Annotated in this window: 17 protein-coding genes; 1 reads left to right on the forward strand and 16 read right to left on the reverse strand. The window is 72.4% G+C overall.

Annotation, left to right across the window (positions count from 1 at the left end; genetic code table 11):
- Positions 1-41: 41 nt before the first annotated feature.
- From HNR40_RS20135 to HNR40_RS20175, 9 genes are all read right to left on the reverse strand, one after another.
- Positions 42-728, reverse strand: a complete 687-nt coding sequence (locus HNR40_RS20135) for an ABC transporter ATP-binding protein (protein ID WP_184963461.1) — start codon at positions 726-728, stop codon at positions 42-44.
- Positions 725-2,524 carry a dipeptide/oligopeptide/nickel ABC transporter permease/ATP-binding protein gene (locus HNR40_RS20140; RefSeq protein ID WP_184963463.1) on the reverse strand — a complete coding sequence of 600 codons (1,800 nt, stop codon included), beginning with the start codon at positions 2,522-2,524 and terminating at the stop codon, positions 725-727. The genes HNR40_RS20135 and HNR40_RS20140 overlap by 4 nt, the downstream gene beginning before the upstream one ends.
- Positions 2,524-3,450 (reverse strand): ABC transporter permease, encoded by a 927-nt coding sequence (locus HNR40_RS20145; RefSeq protein WP_312896438.1) that lies wholly within the window; start codon positions 3,448-3,450, stop codon positions 2,524-2,526. Before HNR40_RS20145 ends, HNR40_RS20140 begins: the two co-directional genes overlap by 1 nt.
- Entirely contained in the window at positions 3,451-5,025 is a 1,575-nt protein-coding gene (locus HNR40_RS20150) for an ABC transporter substrate-binding protein (protein ID WP_184963465.1), read from the reverse strand.
- A 102-nt stretch (positions 5,026-5,127) separates the two neighbouring features.
- Positions 5,128-6,732, reverse strand: coding sequence for a PucR family transcriptional regulator (locus HNR40_RS20155; protein WP_376773480.1), 1,605 nt, complete (start codon positions 6,730-6,732; stop codon positions 5,128-5,130).
- Between the two features lie 8 nt (positions 6,733-6,740).
- A complete protein-coding gene (locus HNR40_RS20160; protein ID WP_184963469.1) occupies positions 6,741-7,580 on the reverse strand; it encodes a serine hydrolase in 840 nt (279 codons plus the stop codon).
- The gene (locus HNR40_RS20165) at positions 7,573-8,895 is read right to left on the reverse strand and encodes a serine hydrolase domain-containing protein (protein WP_221340609.1); all 1,323 of its coding nucleotides are present in this window, start codon (positions 8,893-8,895) and stop codon (positions 7,573-7,575) included. The genes HNR40_RS20160 and HNR40_RS20165 overlap by 8 nt, the downstream gene beginning before the upstream one ends.
- Before the next feature lie 2 nt (positions 8,896-8,897).
- Positions 8,898-10,211 (reverse strand): serine hydrolase, encoded by a 1,314-nt coding sequence (locus tag HNR40_RS20170; protein WP_312896439.1) that lies wholly within the window; start codon positions 10,209-10,211, stop codon positions 8,898-8,900.
- Complete coding sequence (locus tag HNR40_RS20175) at positions 10,175-12,028, reverse strand: S9 family peptidase (RefSeq protein WP_184963472.1); 1,854 nt, start codon at positions 12,026-12,028, stop codon at positions 10,175-10,177. The genes HNR40_RS20170 and HNR40_RS20175 overlap by 37 nt, the downstream gene beginning before the upstream one ends.
- Positions 12,029-12,343: 315 nt before the next feature.
- On the opposite strand from HNR40_RS20175, the gene tuf reads away from it, so the two are divergent.
- Positions 12,344-13,510, forward strand: a complete 1,167-nt coding sequence (gene tuf, locus HNR40_RS20180; protein ID WP_184963474.1) for an elongation factor Tu — start codon at positions 12,344-12,346, stop codon at positions 13,508-13,510.
- A gap of 58 nt (positions 13,511-13,568) precedes the next feature.
- Here the strand turns inward: tuf and HNR40_RS20185 are convergent, their stop codons facing one another.
- The 7 genes from HNR40_RS20185 to HNR40_RS20215 all read right to left on the reverse strand — a co-directional run bounded on the left by HNR40_RS20185 (position 13,569) and on the right by HNR40_RS20215 (position 19,175).
- Positions 13,569-14,402, reverse strand: a complete 834-nt coding sequence (locus HNR40_RS20185) for a class I SAM-dependent methyltransferase (protein ID WP_184963476.1) — start codon at positions 14,400-14,402, stop codon at positions 13,569-13,571.
- Positions 14,403-14,468: 66 nt separating this feature from the next.
- Positions 14,469-15,377, reverse strand: a complete 909-nt coding sequence (locus tag HNR40_RS20190; protein ID WP_184963486.1) for a nitroreductase family protein — start codon at positions 15,375-15,377, stop codon at positions 14,469-14,471.
- The gene (locus tag HNR40_RS20195; RefSeq protein ID WP_312896440.1) at positions 15,374-16,444 is read right to left on the reverse strand and encodes a hypothetical protein; all 1,071 of its coding nucleotides are present in this window, start codon (positions 16,442-16,444) and stop codon (positions 15,374-15,376) included. The genes HNR40_RS20190 and HNR40_RS20195 overlap by 4 nt, the downstream gene beginning before the upstream one ends.
- The gene (locus tag HNR40_RS20200) at positions 16,441-16,887 is read right to left on the reverse strand and encodes a DUF4188 domain-containing protein (protein WP_184963488.1); all 447 of its coding nucleotides are present in this window, start codon (positions 16,885-16,887) and stop codon (positions 16,441-16,443) included. Before HNR40_RS20200 ends, HNR40_RS20195 begins: the two co-directional genes overlap by 4 nt.
- A gap of 55 nt (positions 16,888-16,942) precedes the next feature.
- On the reverse strand, positions 16,943-17,632 hold the full coding sequence (locus HNR40_RS20205) for a response regulator (protein ID WP_184963490.1): 690 nt from the start codon (positions 17,630-17,632) through the stop codon (positions 16,943-16,945).
- Positions 17,614-18,234 (reverse strand): hypothetical protein, encoded by a 621-nt coding sequence (locus tag HNR40_RS20210; RefSeq protein WP_184963492.1) that lies wholly within the window; start codon positions 18,232-18,234, stop codon positions 17,614-17,616. The genes HNR40_RS20205 and HNR40_RS20210 overlap by 19 nt, the downstream gene beginning before the upstream one ends.
- A 206-nt stretch (positions 18,235-18,440) precedes the next feature.
- A complete protein-coding gene (locus HNR40_RS20215) occupies positions 18,441-19,175 on the reverse strand; it encodes a MerR family transcriptional regulator (RefSeq protein WP_184963494.1) in 735 nt (244 codons plus the stop codon).
- Positions 19,176-19,191: the final 16 nt, after the last annotated feature.

Below are 19,191 nucleotides of genomic sequence, written 5' to 3' on the forward strand. Positions count from 1 at the left end.
GACGGAAGCTCCGGCGGCGCCTGCCCGCCGCCGGAGCGGCTTCAGCGCTGCAGGCGGGGCACCGCCTCCAGCAGGGTGCGGGTGTAGTCGTGCGCGGGCCGGCCGACCACGTCCTCGGTGGGCCCGTGCTCGACGATGCGGCCCCGGTGCATGACCGCCACCGTGTCGCAGACGTAGCGGACCACCGCGAGGTTGTGGGAGATGAACAGGATCGACAACCCCAGCGTGTCGCGCAGCGAGCGGATGAGGTTGAGCACGGAGCCCTGCACGGAGACGTCCAGGGCGCTGGTGATCTCGTCGGCGACCAGCAGGTCGGGGCGGGCGCCGAGCGCGCGGGCGATGGCGACGCGCTGGCGCATCCCGCCCGACAGCTCACGCGGGTAGCGGGAGGCGAGGTCGGCGGGCAGGGAGACGAGGCCGAGCAGGCGGGTCACCTCGTCGGGGCGGGCGGCCCTGGGCAGCTCCAGCAGGCCCTCGGCCACCGACTCGCCGACCTTCATGCGCGGGTCGAGGGAGGCGTAGGGGTCCTGGAAGACCATCTGCACCCGGGAGGCGCCGGTGATCTGCCCGGAGTACCGTACGAGCCCGCTGACCGCCTTGGCCAGCGACGACTTGCCGGAGCCCGACTCCCCCACCAGCCCGACGATGCCGCCGCGCGGCACCTCCAGGCTGACGGAGTCGACCGCGGTGAACGATCCGAATCGCACCGTCACGTCAGTAAATTTCATGAAACCTCCCAGCAGGCCACCGTGTGCGCGATGCCGTACTCGGTGACCGGCGGCAACGACGTCGAGCAACGATCGGTCGCCAGCGCGCACCTTCCCGCGAACGCGCACCCCGCCCCCACCAGCGCGGGCGCAGGCTGCGTGCCGGGGATGCTGGCCAGCGGCAGCGAGCGGTCGGTCTCCATGTCGGGCAGCGAGTCCACCAGGGCCTTGGTGTACGGATGCGCCGCCCCCTTGGCCAGCGCCGACACGGGCAGCTCCTCCACCACCCGGCCCGCGTACATGACCACGACCCGGTCGCACAGCTCCCCCACGACCGCGATGTCGTGCGAGATGAACAGCGCCGCCGCCCCGCTCTCGTCGACCACCTCGCGCAGCAGCTTGAGGATCTGCCGCTGCACGGTGACGTCCAGCGCGGTCGTCGGCTCGTCGGCGATGATCAGCTTGGGCGTGCCCATGAGCCCCATCGCGATCACCGCGCGCTGCCGCATGCCGCCCGACAGCTCGTGCGGATGACGCTTGGCCTGCTTCGCCGGCTCGGGCAGGTGAACGTGGCCGAGCCGGTCCACGGCCCGGCGGGCGGCCTCGGCGCGGGTGGCGCCCTGGTGCACGATCGCCACCTCGGCCAGTTGCCCGCCGACGCGCAGCGCCGGGTTGAGCGAGGCCATCGGGTCCTGGAAGACCATGGCCAGGCTGGTGCCGAGCTCCTTCTGGCTGAGCTCGGCGACCTCCCGGCCGTCCAGGCGGAGCGCGGCGTGCGTGACCGTGCCCGGGTAGGGCACCAGGCCGCCGATCGCCGCCGCGGTCAGGCTCTTGCCGCTGCCCGACTCGCCGACGATGCCGACGATCTCGCCGGGCCGTACCGTCAGCGAGAGGTGGCGCACGGGGGTGACGCCGCCGGGGAAGGTGACGGTCAGGTCCCGCACCTCCAGCACGGCCCGAGGATCGGGCGCGCCCGACGGCTCCGGCGCGGCGAGCTCTTCCTTCCTCGCCGGTACGGCGGTGCGCGCCGCCCGCTTGGCCAGCGTGTCACCGAGCAGGTTGAACCCGATGCCGGCCAGCGCGACCGCCACCGCCGGCCCGATCGCAACCTCCGGCGTGACGTAGATGCGGGCGAAACCGTCGAACAGCAGCCGCCCCCAGTCGAAGTCCGGCGGCTGCACGCCAAGCCCCAGGAAGGACATGCCGGCCAGCCCCAGCAGCGCGCCGCCGAGCGCCTGGGCGAGGTTGAGGATGAGCGGTTCGGCGATGTTGGGCAGCACGTGCCGGCCCAGCACCCGCCGGCGCGGGACGCCGAGCATGCGGGCGGCCAGCACGTAGTCGGCCCCGGCGACGGAGGCGGCCAGCGTCTGGGTGAGCCGGGCGAAGCTCGGCGCGATGGCCACGCCGATGCCGAGGACGGCACCGCGTGCCCCCATGCCGGACACGACCGCGGTGAACATCGCCAGCAGCAGTCCGGGGAAGGCGACCAGCGCGTTGACGGTGCCGGTGACCAGGCGGGCGCCGCGCCGCGGCAGCACCGACGGCAGCGCGCCGAGCACGATGCCGATGACGGCGCCGATGAGCGTCGCGGCCAGGGCCAGCGCCAGCGAGTAGCGGCCGGCCACGAGCACGCGGGCCAGCAGGTCGCGGCCCAGGTTGTCGGTGCCGAGCGGATGGGCGGCCGAGGCGCCCTGCAGGATGGCGCCGGCGTCGATCTTCTCCGCGGTCTCGCCCCAGATCGGCGGGCCGATGATCGCCAGCACCACCATGAGGGTGACCAGCACCGCCGAGACGACGGCGGCGGGAGTGCGTGGCATCAGGACTCCTTGATGGAGGAGGTCGGGTCGAGCTTGCCGAGGATCAGGTCGACGGCGAAGTTGACGACCAGGACGATGGCGCCGTAGACGAGGATCACGCCCTGGGCCACGGGATAGTCCTTCTGGGTGATCGACTCGACGATCTTCAGGCCGAGGCCGGGCCAGGCGAAGACGTACTCCACCAGGACGCTGCCCGCGATCAGCGCGGTGAGCAGCAGGCCGCCGATGGTGAGGGTGGCGGTCAGCGTGTTCGGCAGCACGTGGCGCAGGTAGAGGCGGGCGGCGGGCAGGCGTTTGGCGCGGGCCAGCCGTACGTAGTCGGTGCCGAGCTCGCGCAGCGTCTCCACGCGGGAGATGCGGGAGATCATCGCGATCGGCCCGATCGCGAGCGCGAGGATGGGCAGCACGTACGAGGCCGGACCCGACTTGCCCGCGGGCGGGAACAACCCGAGGCCGATGGCGAAGACGGTGACCAGGCCGATGGCGTAGAGGAACTCGGGGACGGCCACCGCGGTGCCGGTGACCGAGGTGAAGGTGGCCTCGGTGCCGCGGTTGCGGCCGTTCTCGGTCCTGATCGCCGCCCACATGCCGATCGGCACGGCCGCCAGCATCGCCACGACGGTGGCCAGCAGCGCCAGGCCGAGCGTGTTGGGCAGCCGGGTGAGGATCACCTGTCCGACGGGCTCGCCGGTGAGGAACGAGACGCCCATGTTGCCGGAGAACAGGTTCGCCACATAGGTGGTGAACTGCTCCAGCAGGGGGCGGTCAAGCCCGAGCGCGGCCGTTCTGGCCTGAACCAGCTCGATCGGCGCGGCGGGGCCCAGCGAGGCGCGCACCGGGTCGCCGGGGATGAGGTGGATCATCGCGAACGACGCCACCAGCAGCACCCCCAGCGACACGATGAAGCGCACCAGATGCCGCAGCACTCAGCCTCCTTCGGTCAGGCGGATGGACGTGGGGATGAGGACGGTGGCGACCAGGTCGAACGTCGCGCCCTTGCCGGCCACGAGCACGGTGTTCTCGGTGACCGGGACCAGGTCGGAGTTGTCGAACAGCGCGGACTCGGCCTCCAGCCAGAGCTTGCAGCCCTCCTCGCCCGGCTTGAGCTTGGCCTGGGCGATCAGCTCGGTGTAGCGGGCGTTGTCCAGGTGGGCGAAGTTGGCGCCCTTGGGCGCGGCCGGGCCGGACAGGAAGCCTTCGAGCTGCGAGGGCAGGGAGACGCCGATGGGCAACCAGACCACGTCCCAGTCCTGGGTGGCGTTGAGCGACTCCGACATCTTGGTGTCCAGCACGCCGTTGAGCTTGACCTCGGCGCCGACGCTCTTCCAGGCCGCTGCCACGTACTCGGCGGCCGCCTGGACCCCGGCGCCCCTGGTGGAGCTGTAGAGGTAGCGCAGCGTCAGCCGCTTGCCGTCCTTGACCCGGACGCCGTCGGGACCGGCCTTCCAGCCCGCGGCCTCCAGCCCGGCGACGGCCGCCGCGGCGTCGAAGGCGGGCACGTGGCCGGTGACGGTGTCGCCCTTGCACGGGCGGGGCTCCATGACCAGGCCGGTGGCGGGCCTGCCGGTGCCGCTGGAGGCGATCCCCGCCAGCTCCTTCAGGTTGAGCGCCTGGGTGAGGGCCTTGCGTACGGCCGGGTCCTTGGTGGGCCGGTCCTCGCCCTGGTGGTAGAAGAACTGGCCGTTGCCCGCCATCGGGCTCTTCTTGAGCAGGCCGGGCGTGGCCTCCAGGCGGGTGCGGTCGGCGCCGTAGAAGACGGCGGCGTTGAGGCCGCCGGAGATCAGCAGGTTGGCGGAGGTCTGCTCGTTCGGCACGATCTTCAGCACGAGCTTGTCGGGCATGCCCTCGGTCTTCGCGCCGCCGGGCGCCCACGTGTAGTCCTTGCGGCGGGTGAAGGTGTAGTGGTCGCTGGGCATCGACTCGCTCAGCACGTACGGGCCGCTGCCCGAGGTGGCGCGGGCGATGAGCGAACGGTCCTTGACCGCCTTGCCGCAGACGATGTAGAGGTCCCGGGCGCTCTGCAGGATGAAGGCGAACGGCTTGTCCGTCGAGAGCGTCACCGTTCCGGCCGCGTCGTCCGAGGTGGCCTTCATCCCGGGCGGCAGGAGCACGCCGTAGATGGGCGACTTGCTGGCCGGGTCGGCGATGTGGTTGACGTTCTGGGCCACGTCGGCGGCGGTGAGCTTGGAGCCGTCGGAGCAGGTGACGTCCTTGCGCATGGTGAACGTCACCGAGTCCGGCTTGACCTCCCACTTCTCGGCCAGGCCCGGTACGGTCCGCCCGTCGCGGTCGGCGCTGACCAGCGTGTCGTAGGCGAAGCCCAGCACGGTGTTGGTCACCGACATGACGGCCGTCGCGGGGTCGAGCAGGCCGGGGTCGGCGGGGATGGCGTAGGTGAAGGTGCCGCCGGCCACAGGCCGGGCGGAGGGCGCTTGGGCCGTTCCGCCGCCGCACGCGGAGGCGAACATGGCCAGGCAGGCGAGCGCCGCGACTTTCTTCATAGGGGACTCCGGGTGAGCGGGTGGGGGGTTGGTCACCCACCTTCGTCCCTGCCCGGCGCGGGTTCTTCGTGCCCTGTGACGAAAACTACAGCCGCCCTCGTCCTAGGGCCCGAAGATCCGCATCTGGAGCATCACGGTGAGCCGGGCGTCGGGGTCGGCCAGGTCGAGGCCGCTGATCTCGACCAGCCGCTTGAGCCGGTAGCGGAAGGTGTTGGCGTGCACGTGGACCTGGGCGCTGGCCAGGTTGACGTCGCCGAACGCGTCGAGATAGGCCCGCAGGGTGGCCACGAGGTCGCTGCCGTGTTCCGCGTCGTGCTCCAGCAGCCGCTGGTACGGCCCGGTGGGCGTCTGTTCCTCCGCCGTCACGACATCGGCCACCTGCATGAGCAGCGACTCGAAATGCACGGTGGTGTAGCCGGCGGCCTGCCCTGAGGTGCCGCGGGCACGCAGCACGCGCAGCGCCCGGTCGGCGTCGGCCCGCGACCTGGCCACCTGGGCGAGGTTGGCGGCCAGCCGGCCCACGCCGATGTTGGCCTCGTAGCGCGGGCCGACCCGGGACAGGAAGCTCTGGGCGACCCGCACGGCCCGCTCCTCCTCCTCGCCGCCGGTGCTGAGCGGCAGCACCGCGTAGGCGACCGAGCCGACGAGCGCGGCGGCGGCCCGCGGATGGATGGCGCCCACGTGCAGGGCGAAGGCGTCGCAGAAGCGCTGGCGGTCGCTCTCGCCGCGGGCCGGGTCGGCGTCGGTCAGGTCGGTGAGCTGGGCGGCCAGCACGCAGAGCCGTTCGGTGGCGACGCCCAGCCGGCCCGCAGCCTCGGCGGCGTCGGCGCCGCCCGCCAGCACGGTCGACAGCAGGTCGGCGCGCAGCCGCCGCTGGGTGTCGGCCCCGGCCCGCTCGCGCAGCAGCTGCAGCGCGACGATCTTCGCCGCGTCGGCGAAGGCGCGCTGGCGCTGCTCGCTGAGCGGTTCGCGCACCGCCGCCCAGATCGAGCCGAGGATCTCGTCGCCCGACCGTACGGCGACCGCCGTCCTGTTGATGCTGGTGCCGTCGTGGAGCTCGATGTAGACCGGCTCGCGGCTCTGGTAGAGCTGTTTGAAGAAGCCGCGCTCGTCCAGCATGCGCTGGAAGCGCTCGGGCACCTGCAGGCCGAGCACGGTCTCGACGCGCCCGGGGTCGGCCTCGTCCTGCCGCCCCGAGTAGGCCAGCACCCGCGAGGAGCGGTCCTCGATGGTGACCGGCGCGTCCAGCAGCGCGCAGACCGCGTTGGCAAGGGCGAACAGGTCGCCCTGCGGCTCCTCGCCCGGCTCGTCGAGGTCGCCTTCGGCCAGCAGGGAGCGCAGCAGCGCCGCCACCTGCGACCAGGACGCCGCCCTGGTCAGCCCGAGCACCGCGATGCCGGTCTCCAGGACGGCGGCGCGTACCTGCTCGTCCACCTCGACCGGCACCTTGACCACGATCGCCGCCGCGGTCCTGGCCCGGTAGAGCAGGTCGCGGATGTCGCTCGCGGCGTGGACGCCGACGGCCAGCAGGATGCCGCCCGGCGGCACCAGCAGCTCGTCGAGCGGGTCGTAGATGTGCACGCCGGTGACCTCGGTGCCGAGGTCGCCTGGCGACGCGGCCACTCCCATCACGGTGGTGCCCAGGTCGAGCAGGATGCGACCGAGGCTGGCGAGCGGGCGGTCGATCACCCGCTCACCATACGTCACCTCGGACATCAGACCCGCAACCGGTCCACCGCCACCCGCGCGGCCCGGCCGATGGCGGCGTCCGCGGCGGCGTCGCGCAGGCCGAGGCCGACGGTGCGCAGGAACACCGCGACGGCGTAGCGCCGGCCGTCGGGGAACTCCACGACGCCCGCCTCGTTGCGCACGCCCCACAGCGTGCCGGTCTTGCCGGAGACCTTGACCTCGTCCCCGAAGCCGGAACTGAGCCGGTGCGGCCACACCTGGTTGCCCATGACGCGCCGCACTTCCGCGCAGGCCTCGGCGGGACCGGCCTCGTCGCGCCAGATCAGGCTGAGCAGCGTGGTGATCTCGCGCGGCGTGCTGGAGGTCGTGCGCTCCGGGTCGCGGATGGCCAGCATCCTGACCTGCTCCCCGGTCAGCTTCTCCAGGTCCACCGGGCCCAGTTCCTGCCTGACCTGCTCGAACAACTCCGCGCAGCCGCCGATGAGCCGGGTGCGCGGCAGGCCGAGCGACCTGAGCGTGCCATGCACCCGGTCCAGTCCCACCCGGCGCAGCAGCACGTCGGTGGCGGCATTGTCGCTCATCGTCATCATGAAGTGCGCCAGGTCGCGCAGCGTCAGCGAGACGTCGTCGGCGCAGCCGGAGGTGCCGATGCCGCCGTCCTTGTCGGCCGCGGTGACCATGAGCCGCTCGGTGCGCTCCAGCTCACCTGCCGCCGCCTGCAGGGCGTACTCCAGCACGATCGGGATCTTGAACACCGAGGCCAGCACCACGGGGTCGTCGGCCCCGAAGGCCACCTCGGCGTCGCCGTCCACCTCGCGCGCGTGCACGAACCCGGCCGCGCCGGCGGCGTCGAAGATCTCACGCACGCGGGACCGCCCGGCTGTTGTGCAGGTAGGCGGCGACGCCGTCGCGCATCACGAACGTGACCGTGGCGTGCATCCCGCCGTCCGCCTCGGCGGCGACGAAGTGGTCGTCGCTCAGGTGGACGTACCTGGTGGTCTTGCGGGTGGCGCCCATGCTCGCCATGAACTCGCCGGGGATCTCGGTGATGTCCAGGCCGCCGTCCGCGCCGGCGACCTCCAGCGACATGACCGGCCCGGTGAAGGTCCCGGCGTACGGCGCGGCGTCCACGGCGGATGGGCTCGCCGGGGGAAGCGGCAGTCCCGGCACGTCGATCCCGGTCGTCTCGCGCAGCACCGGCAGCACCACGTCCTCGATGAGGCCCGCGACGGCGCCGCCGTTCGCGCTCATCGCGAGCACGACGTCGCTGCCCGGCACGATCCGCCAGAGCGTGCTCTGCCCGGGGGTGCCGCCGTCGTGGCCGAAGGCGCCCCAGTCGAACAGCTCGAAGCCCAGTCCCCACGCGGTGGCCAGCATCCCGGGCACCGTCGGCACCTCGGTCTGCGGCGTGCGCATGTCGGCCAGGGTCCGCTCGGCCAGCACGCGGGTGCCGTCCTCGGCCAGCCCGCCCGCGAGCGCCATGCGGCCGAAGCGGACCAGTTCGCGCGGCGCCAGGCACATGGTGGACCCGGCGGGCCCGTTGGAGCGGGGCATCTGCCACTTGGGGTAGACGACCTGGTCGGGGCCGATGTGCCCGGCCGAGGCGCGGAAGAGCACGGCCTCCTCGCCGAACAGCGCCGTCTGGGTGGCGCCGAGCGGCTTGAACAGGTGCTCGGCCATCGCCTCCTCCCAGGTGACGCCGCGCACCTTGGCCACGATCGCGCCGAGCACCGCGAACCCCGAGTTGCAGTAGGAGAACAGGGCGCCCGGCTCGTGCACCTTCGTGGTGCCGTGCAGGTAGGCGACGTACTTGTCGAGGCAGTCGTCGCCGCGGCCGGTGTCCTCGAACAGGTCGCCGTCGAAGCCGCCGGTGTGCGTCAGCAGGTGGCGCACGGTGATCTCGGCCTCGTAGGCGAGGCCGAACTCGGGCAGGTAGTCGGTGACCGGCCGGTCGAGCTCGACCTTGCCCTCCTCGACGAGCTGCATGATCAGGGCGGCGGTCCACACCTTGGTGGTGGAGCCGACCTGGAAGACGCTGTCGGGCGTGGTCTCCACGCCGGTGTTCTTGTTGACGACGCCGGTGGCGGCCTCGTGCAGCTCGCCGCCGGCCCAGACCGCGATCGCGGCGCCGGGCACGCCGTGCTTGGCCGCCGCCTCGTCCAGGCGTTTCTGCAGGTCCATGGTCAGCTCACCTTCGGGGTCGCGCGGGCGCCCGCGTGCACGTACAGCGTTCCGTCGGGCAGCTCGAAGAAGACGGCCGACAGCCAGTCGGGGTCGCCGGGGCGGCGGCCGACGAAGGTGACGTCGTCCACGGCGACCAGCGGGATCTCCTCCGGCTGGTCCAGGCCGGCCAGTTCGCCGGTCGACTCCATGAGCAGCGACAGCCCGCCGTCCTTGAGGCTGATCGTCAGGCGGGCGCCGGCCCGCTCGTAGACGCCGAGGTAGCGGGTGACGTCGACCTCGACCGGCTGCGCGGGCGGCCCGAGCGTGGGCGGCACCTCCAGCCCGTCGAGCTCGGCGAACAGCTCGGTGGCCACCGCGTGGGTGAACGCGCCGCTGTGGCCGCCGTTGGCCACCACGCACACGACCGTGCCGGTGCCGGGCACGACCCAGAGCATGGCGTGCTGGCCGATGGTGTTGCCGCCGTGGGAGACGACCTTCTGGCCGCTCCACTCGTCCAGGATCCAGCCGACGCCCCAATGGGCGCCGAGCGTGTACGGGTTGGGGATGGCGACCTGCGGCTCCCACATCACCTGCGGGTTCTCCAGCAGCCCGCCTTCGAGGTGGGCGCGGCCGAAGGCGACCACGTCGGCGGGGCGGGCGCTGATGAGCCCGGCCGGGCCGCACGAGCGCATGAGGCCCCAGACCGGGGCCGGCTCGCCGCCGCCCATGTGGCCCATGGCGGCGCGGAAACGCAGCGCCTCCTCGGGCAGCGTGACCGCGTGGGTCAGGCCGAGGGGTTCGAAGATCTGCTCGCGCAGGGCCTCGTCCCAGGTCTTGCCGGTCAGCTTCTCCACGATGCGCCCGGCCACGATGAAGCCGGAGTTGCAGTAGGACTGGGTGGCGCCCAGCGGGTGGTTCTGCGGCAGGCCGGCGCAGGCCGCCACGTACTTCTCCACGCAGTCGTCGCCGCGCCCGGTGTCCAGGAACAGGTCGCCGTCGATGCCGCTGGTGTGGGAGAGCAGGTGGCGAACCGTGACCGTCTTGGTGACCTCGGCGTCGGCCACCTTGAACTCCGGCAGCAGCTCGGCCACCGGCGTGTCCAGCGTCAGCAGGCCGCGCTCGGCCAGCTGCATCAGCAGCGTCGCCGTCCAGACCTTCGTCACGGAGCCGATCTGGAAGAGCGAGTCGGTCGTGGTCTCGACGCCGGTGCCGCGGTGGAGCACGCCCGCGGCGTACTCGTGCAGCTCGCCGTTGTGCAGGTAGGCCAGGGCGGCGCCCGGGACCTCGTACTTCGCGATCAGTTCGGCGAGCCGCTGACCCATTGCTCCAGCCACGCGATGATCCTCTCGTTGTAGTCGTAACGGTGTGAGGGACGCCCCTGGACGATGAACAGGTGGGAGCCGCCCGGATAGCGGACCAGCCGGACCGGCACCTCCCGCTCGCGCAGGGCTTCGAACCACTGCTCGGCCTGTCCGACCGGGCAGCGATCGTCGGCGTCGCCGTGCAGGATGAGCGTGGGCGTCGTGACCTCGCCCACGCGGGTGAGCGGCGACTGCGGCGCGGGGTCGCCCGAGCACTCCCACATCTTGAGGAAGTACCCCGCGTCGGAGGTTCCGGCCATGCTGGTCAGGTCGCTGACCAGGCCGCCGGGGATCGCCGCCTTGAACCTGCCGGTGTGCCCCGTCAGGTAGCAGGTCATGTAGCCGCCGTAGCTGTAGCCGGTGACCGCGAGCCGCTCGGGGTCGGCCGTGCCGTCGGCCACCAGCTCGTCCACGGCCGACAGGAAGTCGTGGGCGTCGGCCACGCCCCACTCGCCGAGCGCGGCGGTGTAGAAGGCCTCGCCGTACCCGTCGCTGGCGCGCGGGTTGAGGGTGAGGACGGTCCAGCCGCGGGCGGCGAGCACCTGGTGGTAGAGGTGGACCCCGTCGAAGACGGGGGCCCAGGCGTTGTGCGGGCCGCCGTGGATGTCGAGCAGCAGCGGGCCGCCCTTGGCATCGCCGGTCAGGAAGCCCTCGACGCGGGTGCCGTCGGGCGCGGTGAACACCCGGGCGCGCGGCGGGTAGAGCTCGACGCCGGCCAGCGCGAGGCTCGTCAGCTTCTCGCCGTCGAGGTAGACCTCCCCCACCGTGTACGGCGAGGCCGCCACGTAGGCCACCCGCCCGTCGGCGACCCCGGCGCCGGAGACGCTGAGCTCCCCGCCCACGATCTTCTCCGCCGCCACGGCCCCGCCCCGGAGCCGGTACAGATGGGTGGCCCCGCCGTCCCGGGCGCAGAACACCAGGTCGCCGCCGTCCAGCGCGGGCGGCGCGCCCGGGTAGCCGGGACCGCCGACCATCACGTTCCTGTCCAGCCCGGTGACGATCTCCTCCTGGCCGTCCTCGCCCACGGCGAACAGCCGCGTGTGCCCGATCGGCCCGTCCTTGAACGCGGTCGCGACCAGCCGCCCGCCCAGCCACCACACGCCCGTGCAGACGACGTCCTGGGTGGTCAGGCGCTTGGGCTCGCCGCCGGTGGCGTCCACGACGTAGACGGCGCCGCCGGGGACGAGGTCGCGGTCGGGCTCCATGGACGTGGTGAACGCCAGCCGCTGGCCGTCGGGCGACCAGGCGGGCCCGGCGGCGTGGAAGTCGCCCTCGGTGACCTGGGTGAGCGCGCCGGAGTCGACGTCCACCACGAACACGTGCGAGGTCAGCCCGCGCAGCAGCCCGGGGCCGTCGGCCTTGTAGTCGAGCCGGTCGGCGACGATGGGGGCGTTCGGGTCGGGGCCGTCGGCCGAGGGTGCGAAGTGCGGCCCGCCGTACGCGATCCTGGTGCCGTCGGGCGACCAGAGCGGCGCGCCGGCGCCGAGCGGCGCGGCGGTGAGCACGCGCGGCTCGCCCCCGTCCATCGGCAGCAGGTGGATCTGCGGCTTTCCGTCCACGGGACGGACGAAGGCGAGCGTGCCGCCGTCCGGCGACCAGCGAGGGAGGGTGCCGGTCGCCAGACGGCGTGGCTCGGACCCGGGGGCGGCGAGCCAGATCTGGGTGACGTTGTCGTCGGTGTCGCGCTCGGCGGTGGTGAGCGTGTAGGCCACGGCGGCACTGCCGGGACGCACCTGCGGATCAGACGGTACGGCCAGGCGGTAGAGGTCGTCCAAGGAGAGACGGGGCATGGCCGAACGCTAGGCGACCGTCGCGGGCCCATGCTTCGGCCTTTGCGACGAACCACCGCCCCTGTGTTGTGCACCACACCAACGCCCGGGGAATATCCGTTTGCCTCCTGTTGCTCTGGTACGTCACTATGACGCTCATGTTCCGGCACGTTCACCCGATGACTCCCGCGATCGCCGCGGGTGTCTTCGAGCGTGCCTGCGACGGCCTGGAGCGCTGACCTCTCCCCGTAAGTCCTGACGGTGACCCGGCGGGGGGAGGTTGATCGGCCCGGCCACGGGTCACACCTTCAAGGCTCTCGCGAACGGAACAAGATCATGGCCAAGCAGGCTTACGTGCGGAACAAGCCGCATCTCAACATCGGCACGATGGGACACGTCGACCACGGCAAGACGACGCTGACCGCCGCGATCACGAAGGTGCTCGCCGCGCGCGGCGGCGCCACGTACACGCCGTTCGAGAGGATCGACCGCACGCCCGAGGAGGCGCAGCGGGGCATCACGATCAACATCTCGCACGTCGAGTACGAGACGGCCACCCGCCACTACGCGCACGTCGACATGCCGGGCCACGCCGACTACGTGAAGAACATGATCACGGGGGCGGCGCAGCTCGACGGCGCCATCCTGGTGGTCTCCGCGCAGGACGGGATCATGCCGCAGACCCGCGAGCACGTGCTGCTCGCCAAGCGGGTCGGCGTCGAGCACCTCGTCGTCGCGCTCAACAAGGCCGACGGCGCCGACCCCGAGCTCGCCGACCTGGTCGAGCTGGAGCTGTCGGAGCTGCTGTCCGAGCACGGGTACACGGACGTGCCCATGGTCCGGGTCTCCGGGCTGCGGGCGCTGGAAGGCGACCCCGGGTGGACGGCGTCGGTCGAGGCGCTGCTCCAGGCGGTGGACGACCACATCCCGGTGCCGGTGCGTTACGTCGACGCGTCGTTCCTCATGCCGGTGGAGAACGTGCTCACGGTCACCGGCCGTGGCACGGTCGTCACCGGGGCGATCGAGCGCGGCGTCGTGCGCGTCGGCGACACCGTGGAGGTCGTCGGGTTCGGCGAGGCGTTCTCCGCCGTCGTGACGGGGGTGGAGACGTTCGGCAAGACGATGGAGCGGGGCGAGGCCGGGGACAACGCCGCGGTCCTGCTGCGGGGCGTGCGTCGCGAGCAGGTACGGCGGGGCATGGTCCTGGCCGAGCCGGGCACGCAGCAGGCGCGCAGCTCCTTCACCGCCCGCGTCTACCTCCTCACGGCCGAGGAGGGCGGCCGGCGCAAGCCGGTCGCCGACGGGTACCGGCCGCAGTTCTACCTGCGCACGACCGACGTGCCCGGCAGGATCGACCTTCCGGCCCCGGCCCAGCCGGGTGACACGGTCGAGGTCGAGGTGGAGCTCGGCAAGGCCGTCGCGCTGGAGGAAGGGCTCGGCTTCGCGATCCGCGAGGGCGGCCTGACCGTCGGCGCGGGCACGGTCGTCGCCGTGACCGGTTGAAAGCACGGGACCCGTGGCGCCCCCTCACAGGCGTCGCGGGTCCCGTGTGCACGATGGGCTACGGCCGGGGTCTCAGCAGGGAGCCCGGCCGTACCGCTGTGGCGAAGCGGACGGTGCGCGGCAGCACGTACACCTCTTCGGGCAGCGACGACTCCAGTGCGGCCCGCGCGTCGGGGTGCCGTTCCTGGGGGATGCTCTCCAGGGAGGCGCGGCGCGCGGCCGACCACAGCCAGTCCCAGACCTGGCCGCGTTCGACGCTCACCTCGAAGACGACCTCCTCGCACCGCACTCCGGCCAGCCCGTTGCCGGACAGCAGGTCGGCCAGCTCGCGTTCGGTGTTGAGCCGGTGGGTGAACGGCGCGCCGCCGGCTCCGTTGGTGAAGGGGGCAAGGGCGAGCGCCACCTGGCCGAGCAGGTCGGCCTCGGCTGGACTGGGCTGGGCGAGGAGGCTGGCGGCCAGGCGGCCGCCGGGGCGCAGGAGCCCGGCCATCGCGCGTACGGCGGCAGCGGGGTCGGGCAGGAAGTACAACATCATCCCGGCCAGCACGGTGTCGAAGCGCGCGGCGGGCAGCAGGATGGATGCCTGTTCGATGTCGCCGGACAGGACGGTGGCGTTGGACAGGCCGTGCCGTTCGATCTCGGCGTTGGCGACGGCGAGCATGCCGGGCGCCAGGTCAAGGCCGACGACCAGCCCGAGCGGGCCGACCGCGCGGGCGGCGGGGATCAGGCTGGCCCCGGTGCCGCATCCGGCGTCCAGGACGCTCTCGCCGCGCCGCAGACCCGCCTGGCGCACGAGCTCGGCGCCGACCGGCCCGAAGAAGGGCACGCCGACCCGCTCGTACGTCCCGGACGCCCGGTCGAAAACCCCGGCCATATAGGTCTTGGCGTCCACGCGGCAACCCCCCAACCACCCGATGATCCACCTAACTGGGCACTTTTCAATGCCTGAGATGGTTTGTCAACTAGGGATTCTGGCAGAACGTGGCGCGGCGCCCTTGGGCAGCCCGGCACGGGCGATATGCAGGAGGCTGTCGGGATCGTCCACGCCCAGGTGAGCGGCCAGAAGCGCGCGTGTGGGCGGGCTGTCGATGATCTGGCTGAGGGGATGAGTGGTGTAGCCCCGCGTGGACAGGGTCAGCCAGATCCGCATGAGCTCCCGCCCCATCTCGACCTCCTCCCCCGGCGGCCCGACGAGCACCAGCGCCTCGCCGTCGTAGTCGAGCAGCCCCTTGCCGGCCGCCGCCAGCACCCTGGGCAGCCCGGCCCGCCGCAGAACGGGATAGACCGCCAGCGCCGCCCGCAGCCCGAGCGCCTCGGCTCCGGACAGCGCGAGCGCCCGGTCCGTCAGCCCGTCGAGGTCGTAGCGCCGATGCCGCGGGGTGAGCCGCAGCCACTCGCGCAGCTCCGCGGTGACCGCCGCGTCCCCGAACTGGTGCAGGTCCGCCGCGTGCAGCAGCGCCGCCAGGTCCCGGCAGGCCACCCGCCGCACCCCCGGCACCAGGTCGCCGGGCAGCCGTCCCGGGTGGTAGGGGCCGCGGTTGGTGCCGCGCCCGCGCACGTCCGCCGTCGTGAACTCCGTCCGGTACGGCTCCGCCGCCTCGTGCAGCACCCCCACCCGCAGCGGCCCAGGATCGGCCCGGAACCCCACCCGCAGCCCGGCCGACGCGCAGACGATCAGGCAGGTCTCCACGAACGCCCCGAGCCCGAGCCGCAGGTCACGCCCGGTGGGGTCGCTCACCGGCAGCGCCCGCTCCGGATCCCAGCCGACGACCGCCCCGGTGCCGGTGTAGGTCAGCGTCCAGGGCTGGGTGTTGTGCGCGCTGGGAGCCCGCCGGAAGTCGGCCTCCAGCTCCCGCAACGCCTTCACAGCGCCTTCTCGTAGAACGTGTAGCCGTGCAGCGGCCGTCCGCCCATGGCCCGGAACTGGGCGGCGGAGCCGGGGTTGCTCCGTTCGACGTAGGTGCTGCGCAGCGTGTGATAGCCGCCGTCCAGCAGCCCGCGGTGAAGTTCGCGCGAGAGCAGCCGCATGTAGCCGTGTCCCTGCTCGGCGGGGACCGTCCCCTTGATGATCAGAACGGCCTCGCGCCGGTACCGTCCCCTGGTGAGCAGCAGCCGGAGCTGGTTGACCAGGTGAAGGTCCCCGCGGATCCGGGCCACGAACACCGAGATATCCGGCACGCACAGCACGAACGCCACCGGCCGCCCCGCCTTGGTCAGATACAGCAGCAGCGACTCGTCCAGCAGGAACGACAGCCCGTCGGTCTGCCGGGCCAGCTGCTCGGCGGAGATCTCCGTGTAGTACCCGAGCTGCGCGAAGGCGGCGTTGAGCATCTCGCGCAGGATCGGCAGCTGCTCCCCCAGCCGCCGCCGCTCCCCCCGGTGAACCTCCAGCCCCTCGGCCGCGAGGCGGGCGTCGTCGAAGTCGAAGACCGCCTCGTCCGGCACGGGACAGATCCAGGTGTCGGCCTCGAACCGGCGCGCGAACCCGTGCTTCTCATAGGCCGCCGGGTAGTAGGGGTGGTTCCAGGCGCTGTCGATGAACCCGCGCTCCCCGAACCCGGAGGTGATCACCCCACCACTCTGGTTGGGCAGCAGCGAAACGGGCCCGAAGACGCTCCGCCGCCCCGCCGCCCGCCCCTCGGCCACGATCGCCTCGAACAGTTCCCCGGCCGCCTCTTCCTCGAACTCCGTCAGCCCGAACAGCTGCGTCTTGCCGCCCAGCTTGGCGTCGAACGCGGCGTCGGTGTGCAGGGTGGTCCTGGCCACGACCCGGCCGCCGCGGCGCAGGACGGCCAGCCGTACCCCTTGGCGGTGCCAGGCCCTGACCTGTGCGCGCAACGGCGGCACATGCCCCGAGCCCGGCGGATAGACCCGATCGGCCAGCGCCAGGAACTCCGCCATGTCCCGGCGCGACTCGACGGTGCGCAGACTCACGCCCGCGTCACCGCCGGGCCTTCGCCGTCCTCGCCGGACAGCGGGGTGAACGTCGCGATGTGCGCCATGGGCCCGCCCTCGGCCCGCCAGACGCCGTTGGAGTAGCCCTCGGGCTCGGCGTTGTAGAGCCTGATGTAGCCGCCGGTGGCGTTCTTGGTCCCGTCGGTCACCCACCGCATGAGCTCGCGGTGATGGCGGCTGCGCGCGAACACCAGCAGCGAGTCCCGGTCCTCGAAGAAGGCCAGGGTCCCGAGCGTGAACGGGAACTCCCAGTAGACCTTGTGCCAGCGGTAACCGCGCATGCGCTTCATGTCCCGCACCATGCGCACCCACGTGAAGGTGAGCGTGAGGATCGACAGCGGCCCCCTGTAGCGCGTCGCCCCCACGAACATCGCCCCCGCCTGCCCTTGGGGCGGCGCCTTGCTGAAGTCGGTGGTCCTCATCAGTCCTTCACCAGCCAGCCGATATGACCCATGTGCACGATATCCACTGCCGATCTCATCGCGACGGCCCCTCACTGATCGAGGTCTGGTTGAGCTCGGCGAGCGTGATGAGCCCGTCGTCGAGGGCGCGCCCGACGAGTTCGCTCTTGGTACGCGCGGCCCGTCCCACGTTGGCGTACTTCACCCGGACCCGGGTGATGTAGGTGTCGACGGTCTTCACGGTGATGTTGAGCTTCGCGGCGACGAGGTCCTTGGAGGAGGACACGAACCACGCCCGCAGCACCTCGGTCTCCCGCTGGGACAGGCGTGGCCGGCCGGGGTCGTCGTCGGCGATGAGCGCCCCGGACAACGACGGCGCGGTGTAGGCCTCGCCCCGCGCGACCGCCCGGATCGCGGGCACCAGGTGCTCGGGTCCCTCGCGTTTGGTCAGGTAGGCGAGCGCGCCCAGGTCCACGCACTTGATCGCGGTCGCGTCGTCGGTGTGCTGGGAGTACACGATCACCCGCCGGCCGCTGTCGACCAGCCGGCGCAGCTCTCCGAAGTCCGGCCGGCCCGGCACCAACTCCAGGTCGAAGATGACGACGTCGGCTTCGGCGCCGGGTCCGGTCCAGACGTCGGCGAGCCGGTCGCCGGCGTCGACGAGAGCGATCTCCGGATCGGCCCGGGAGCACCAGGAGTGGACACCCGCGCCTATGGCCGCGTGATCATCGACGATCACCGCGGTGATCAGCTCGCCGGCTGCCATTGGGCCTCCATCCAGACCGTGTTGCCGTTCTTCAACGCCTCAACTCCCACTCCCGGCGTCACCGGCGTCGGCACGTCGACCTCGCCGGAGTCCGCGACCACGCTGACCGACACCAGCTCCGCGCTGCCGACGACCGTGACCCGCGCCCGGGAGGCGGCGGTGGCCAGGACGACGACGACCGCCTCGGTGAGATCGCGCCGGACCGCCACCGGCGGCGCGGGCCATCTGCCGCGCGCGTCCAGTTCCACCACGACGCCCTTGCGGTCGGCCACGTCGATGCAGTGACGCAGCTCGTGCAGCAGAGGGTTGGCGACGGTGTCGGTCTCGGCGAACAACCTGCGCATCCGGGCCGCCTCGATCGCGCAGGAGCGCTGCACCACGGGGTCGCCCGGCCGCAGTGAGCCGTCGGCCAGGCCCTCCAGCAGCGGGACCGTGGTCGCCGACAGCTCGGTGAAGCGCTGCCGCCTGCGGCGGTGGGTCTCGGCCGCGACGGCCTCGGCGACGCGTACCCGCTCGATCTCGCGGCGGGAGGTCGCCGCGGCCGCGCCGAGGCCGCGCAGGACGCTCGCCACCACGGCCACGCACAGCGGAAAGCCGAGCACGTGCACACGGTGGCCGTCACGTTCCCGGCGGGGGCGCGGAACAGGGCGATCGCGCAGATCGGAACCAGCGTCGCCAGGCGCACCGCGGCCGCGTAGCGCCGGCCGAAGCGCACCAGCAGCCGCGCCGCTTCCTCGGCCAACCGGCACCTCTCAGCCCACGTGCTCGCGATCTCGCAGCCAGCCTAGTGGTTGCCGTCCCGCGCTCATCACGGCCGCTGGGGCCGGCGGGTCATGAGCTCGGCCAGGCGCTCCCACGCCGGGGAGGAGGCTCCGGGCTGGGACCGCGCGGCCAGCTCGGCGATCTCCGGGTTGTGGACGGGGCGGCTCTCGACCCGGCTGGGGTGCGCGGCGAACCAGTCGCGGGTACGGTCCGCGAGGCCGGGCAGGCGGGAGTCGTCGGGCGACCAGTCGTAGGCGGCGTCATGGTCGAGGTAGAGGGCGCGAAACCCGGGATGGGTCAGGAGCTCGCGTTTCTCGGCGATCCACAGGGCCGAGTCCTCGGGCGAGGCCGTCTGCATGAGGATCCAGCCGTCGCGTTCCACCTGGATGGCGCGTTCGCTGACGCCGAGGTCGCGCAGGTCGTCGAGGTAGTCGGCGACCTCCGGGGAGACGTAGAGCCGGTCACCGCCGCGCAGCTGGGCGAGCTGGTCGCGGCTCTTGCTCAGCTGCGCCATGCGGTTCTCGAGGCCGTGATCGATCTCGGCGATGGCCGCCGCGAGCGCCTCCTGGCCGGCGTCGAGAAGGTCCCTGACGCGGGCCAGCGGCACACCCGCGTTGGCCAGGGTCCTGATCTTGACGAGCGTGATGGCGTGCGCGGCGGTGTAGCGCCGGTAGCCGGAGGAGTCCCGGTCGGGCTCGGTGAGCAGACCGCGCTCGTGATAGTGGCGGACGGCCTTGGTGGTCACTCCGGCGTAGTCCGCGAGTTGGCCGATCGTGAGCATGCCGACCATCCTTCCA

Source organism: Nonomuraea endophytica, assembly GCF_014203235.1.
In the GTDB taxonomy this organism is placed as follows: domain Bacteria; phylum Actinomycetota; class Actinomycetes; order Streptosporangiales; family Streptosporangiaceae; genus Nonomuraea; species Nonomuraea endophytica.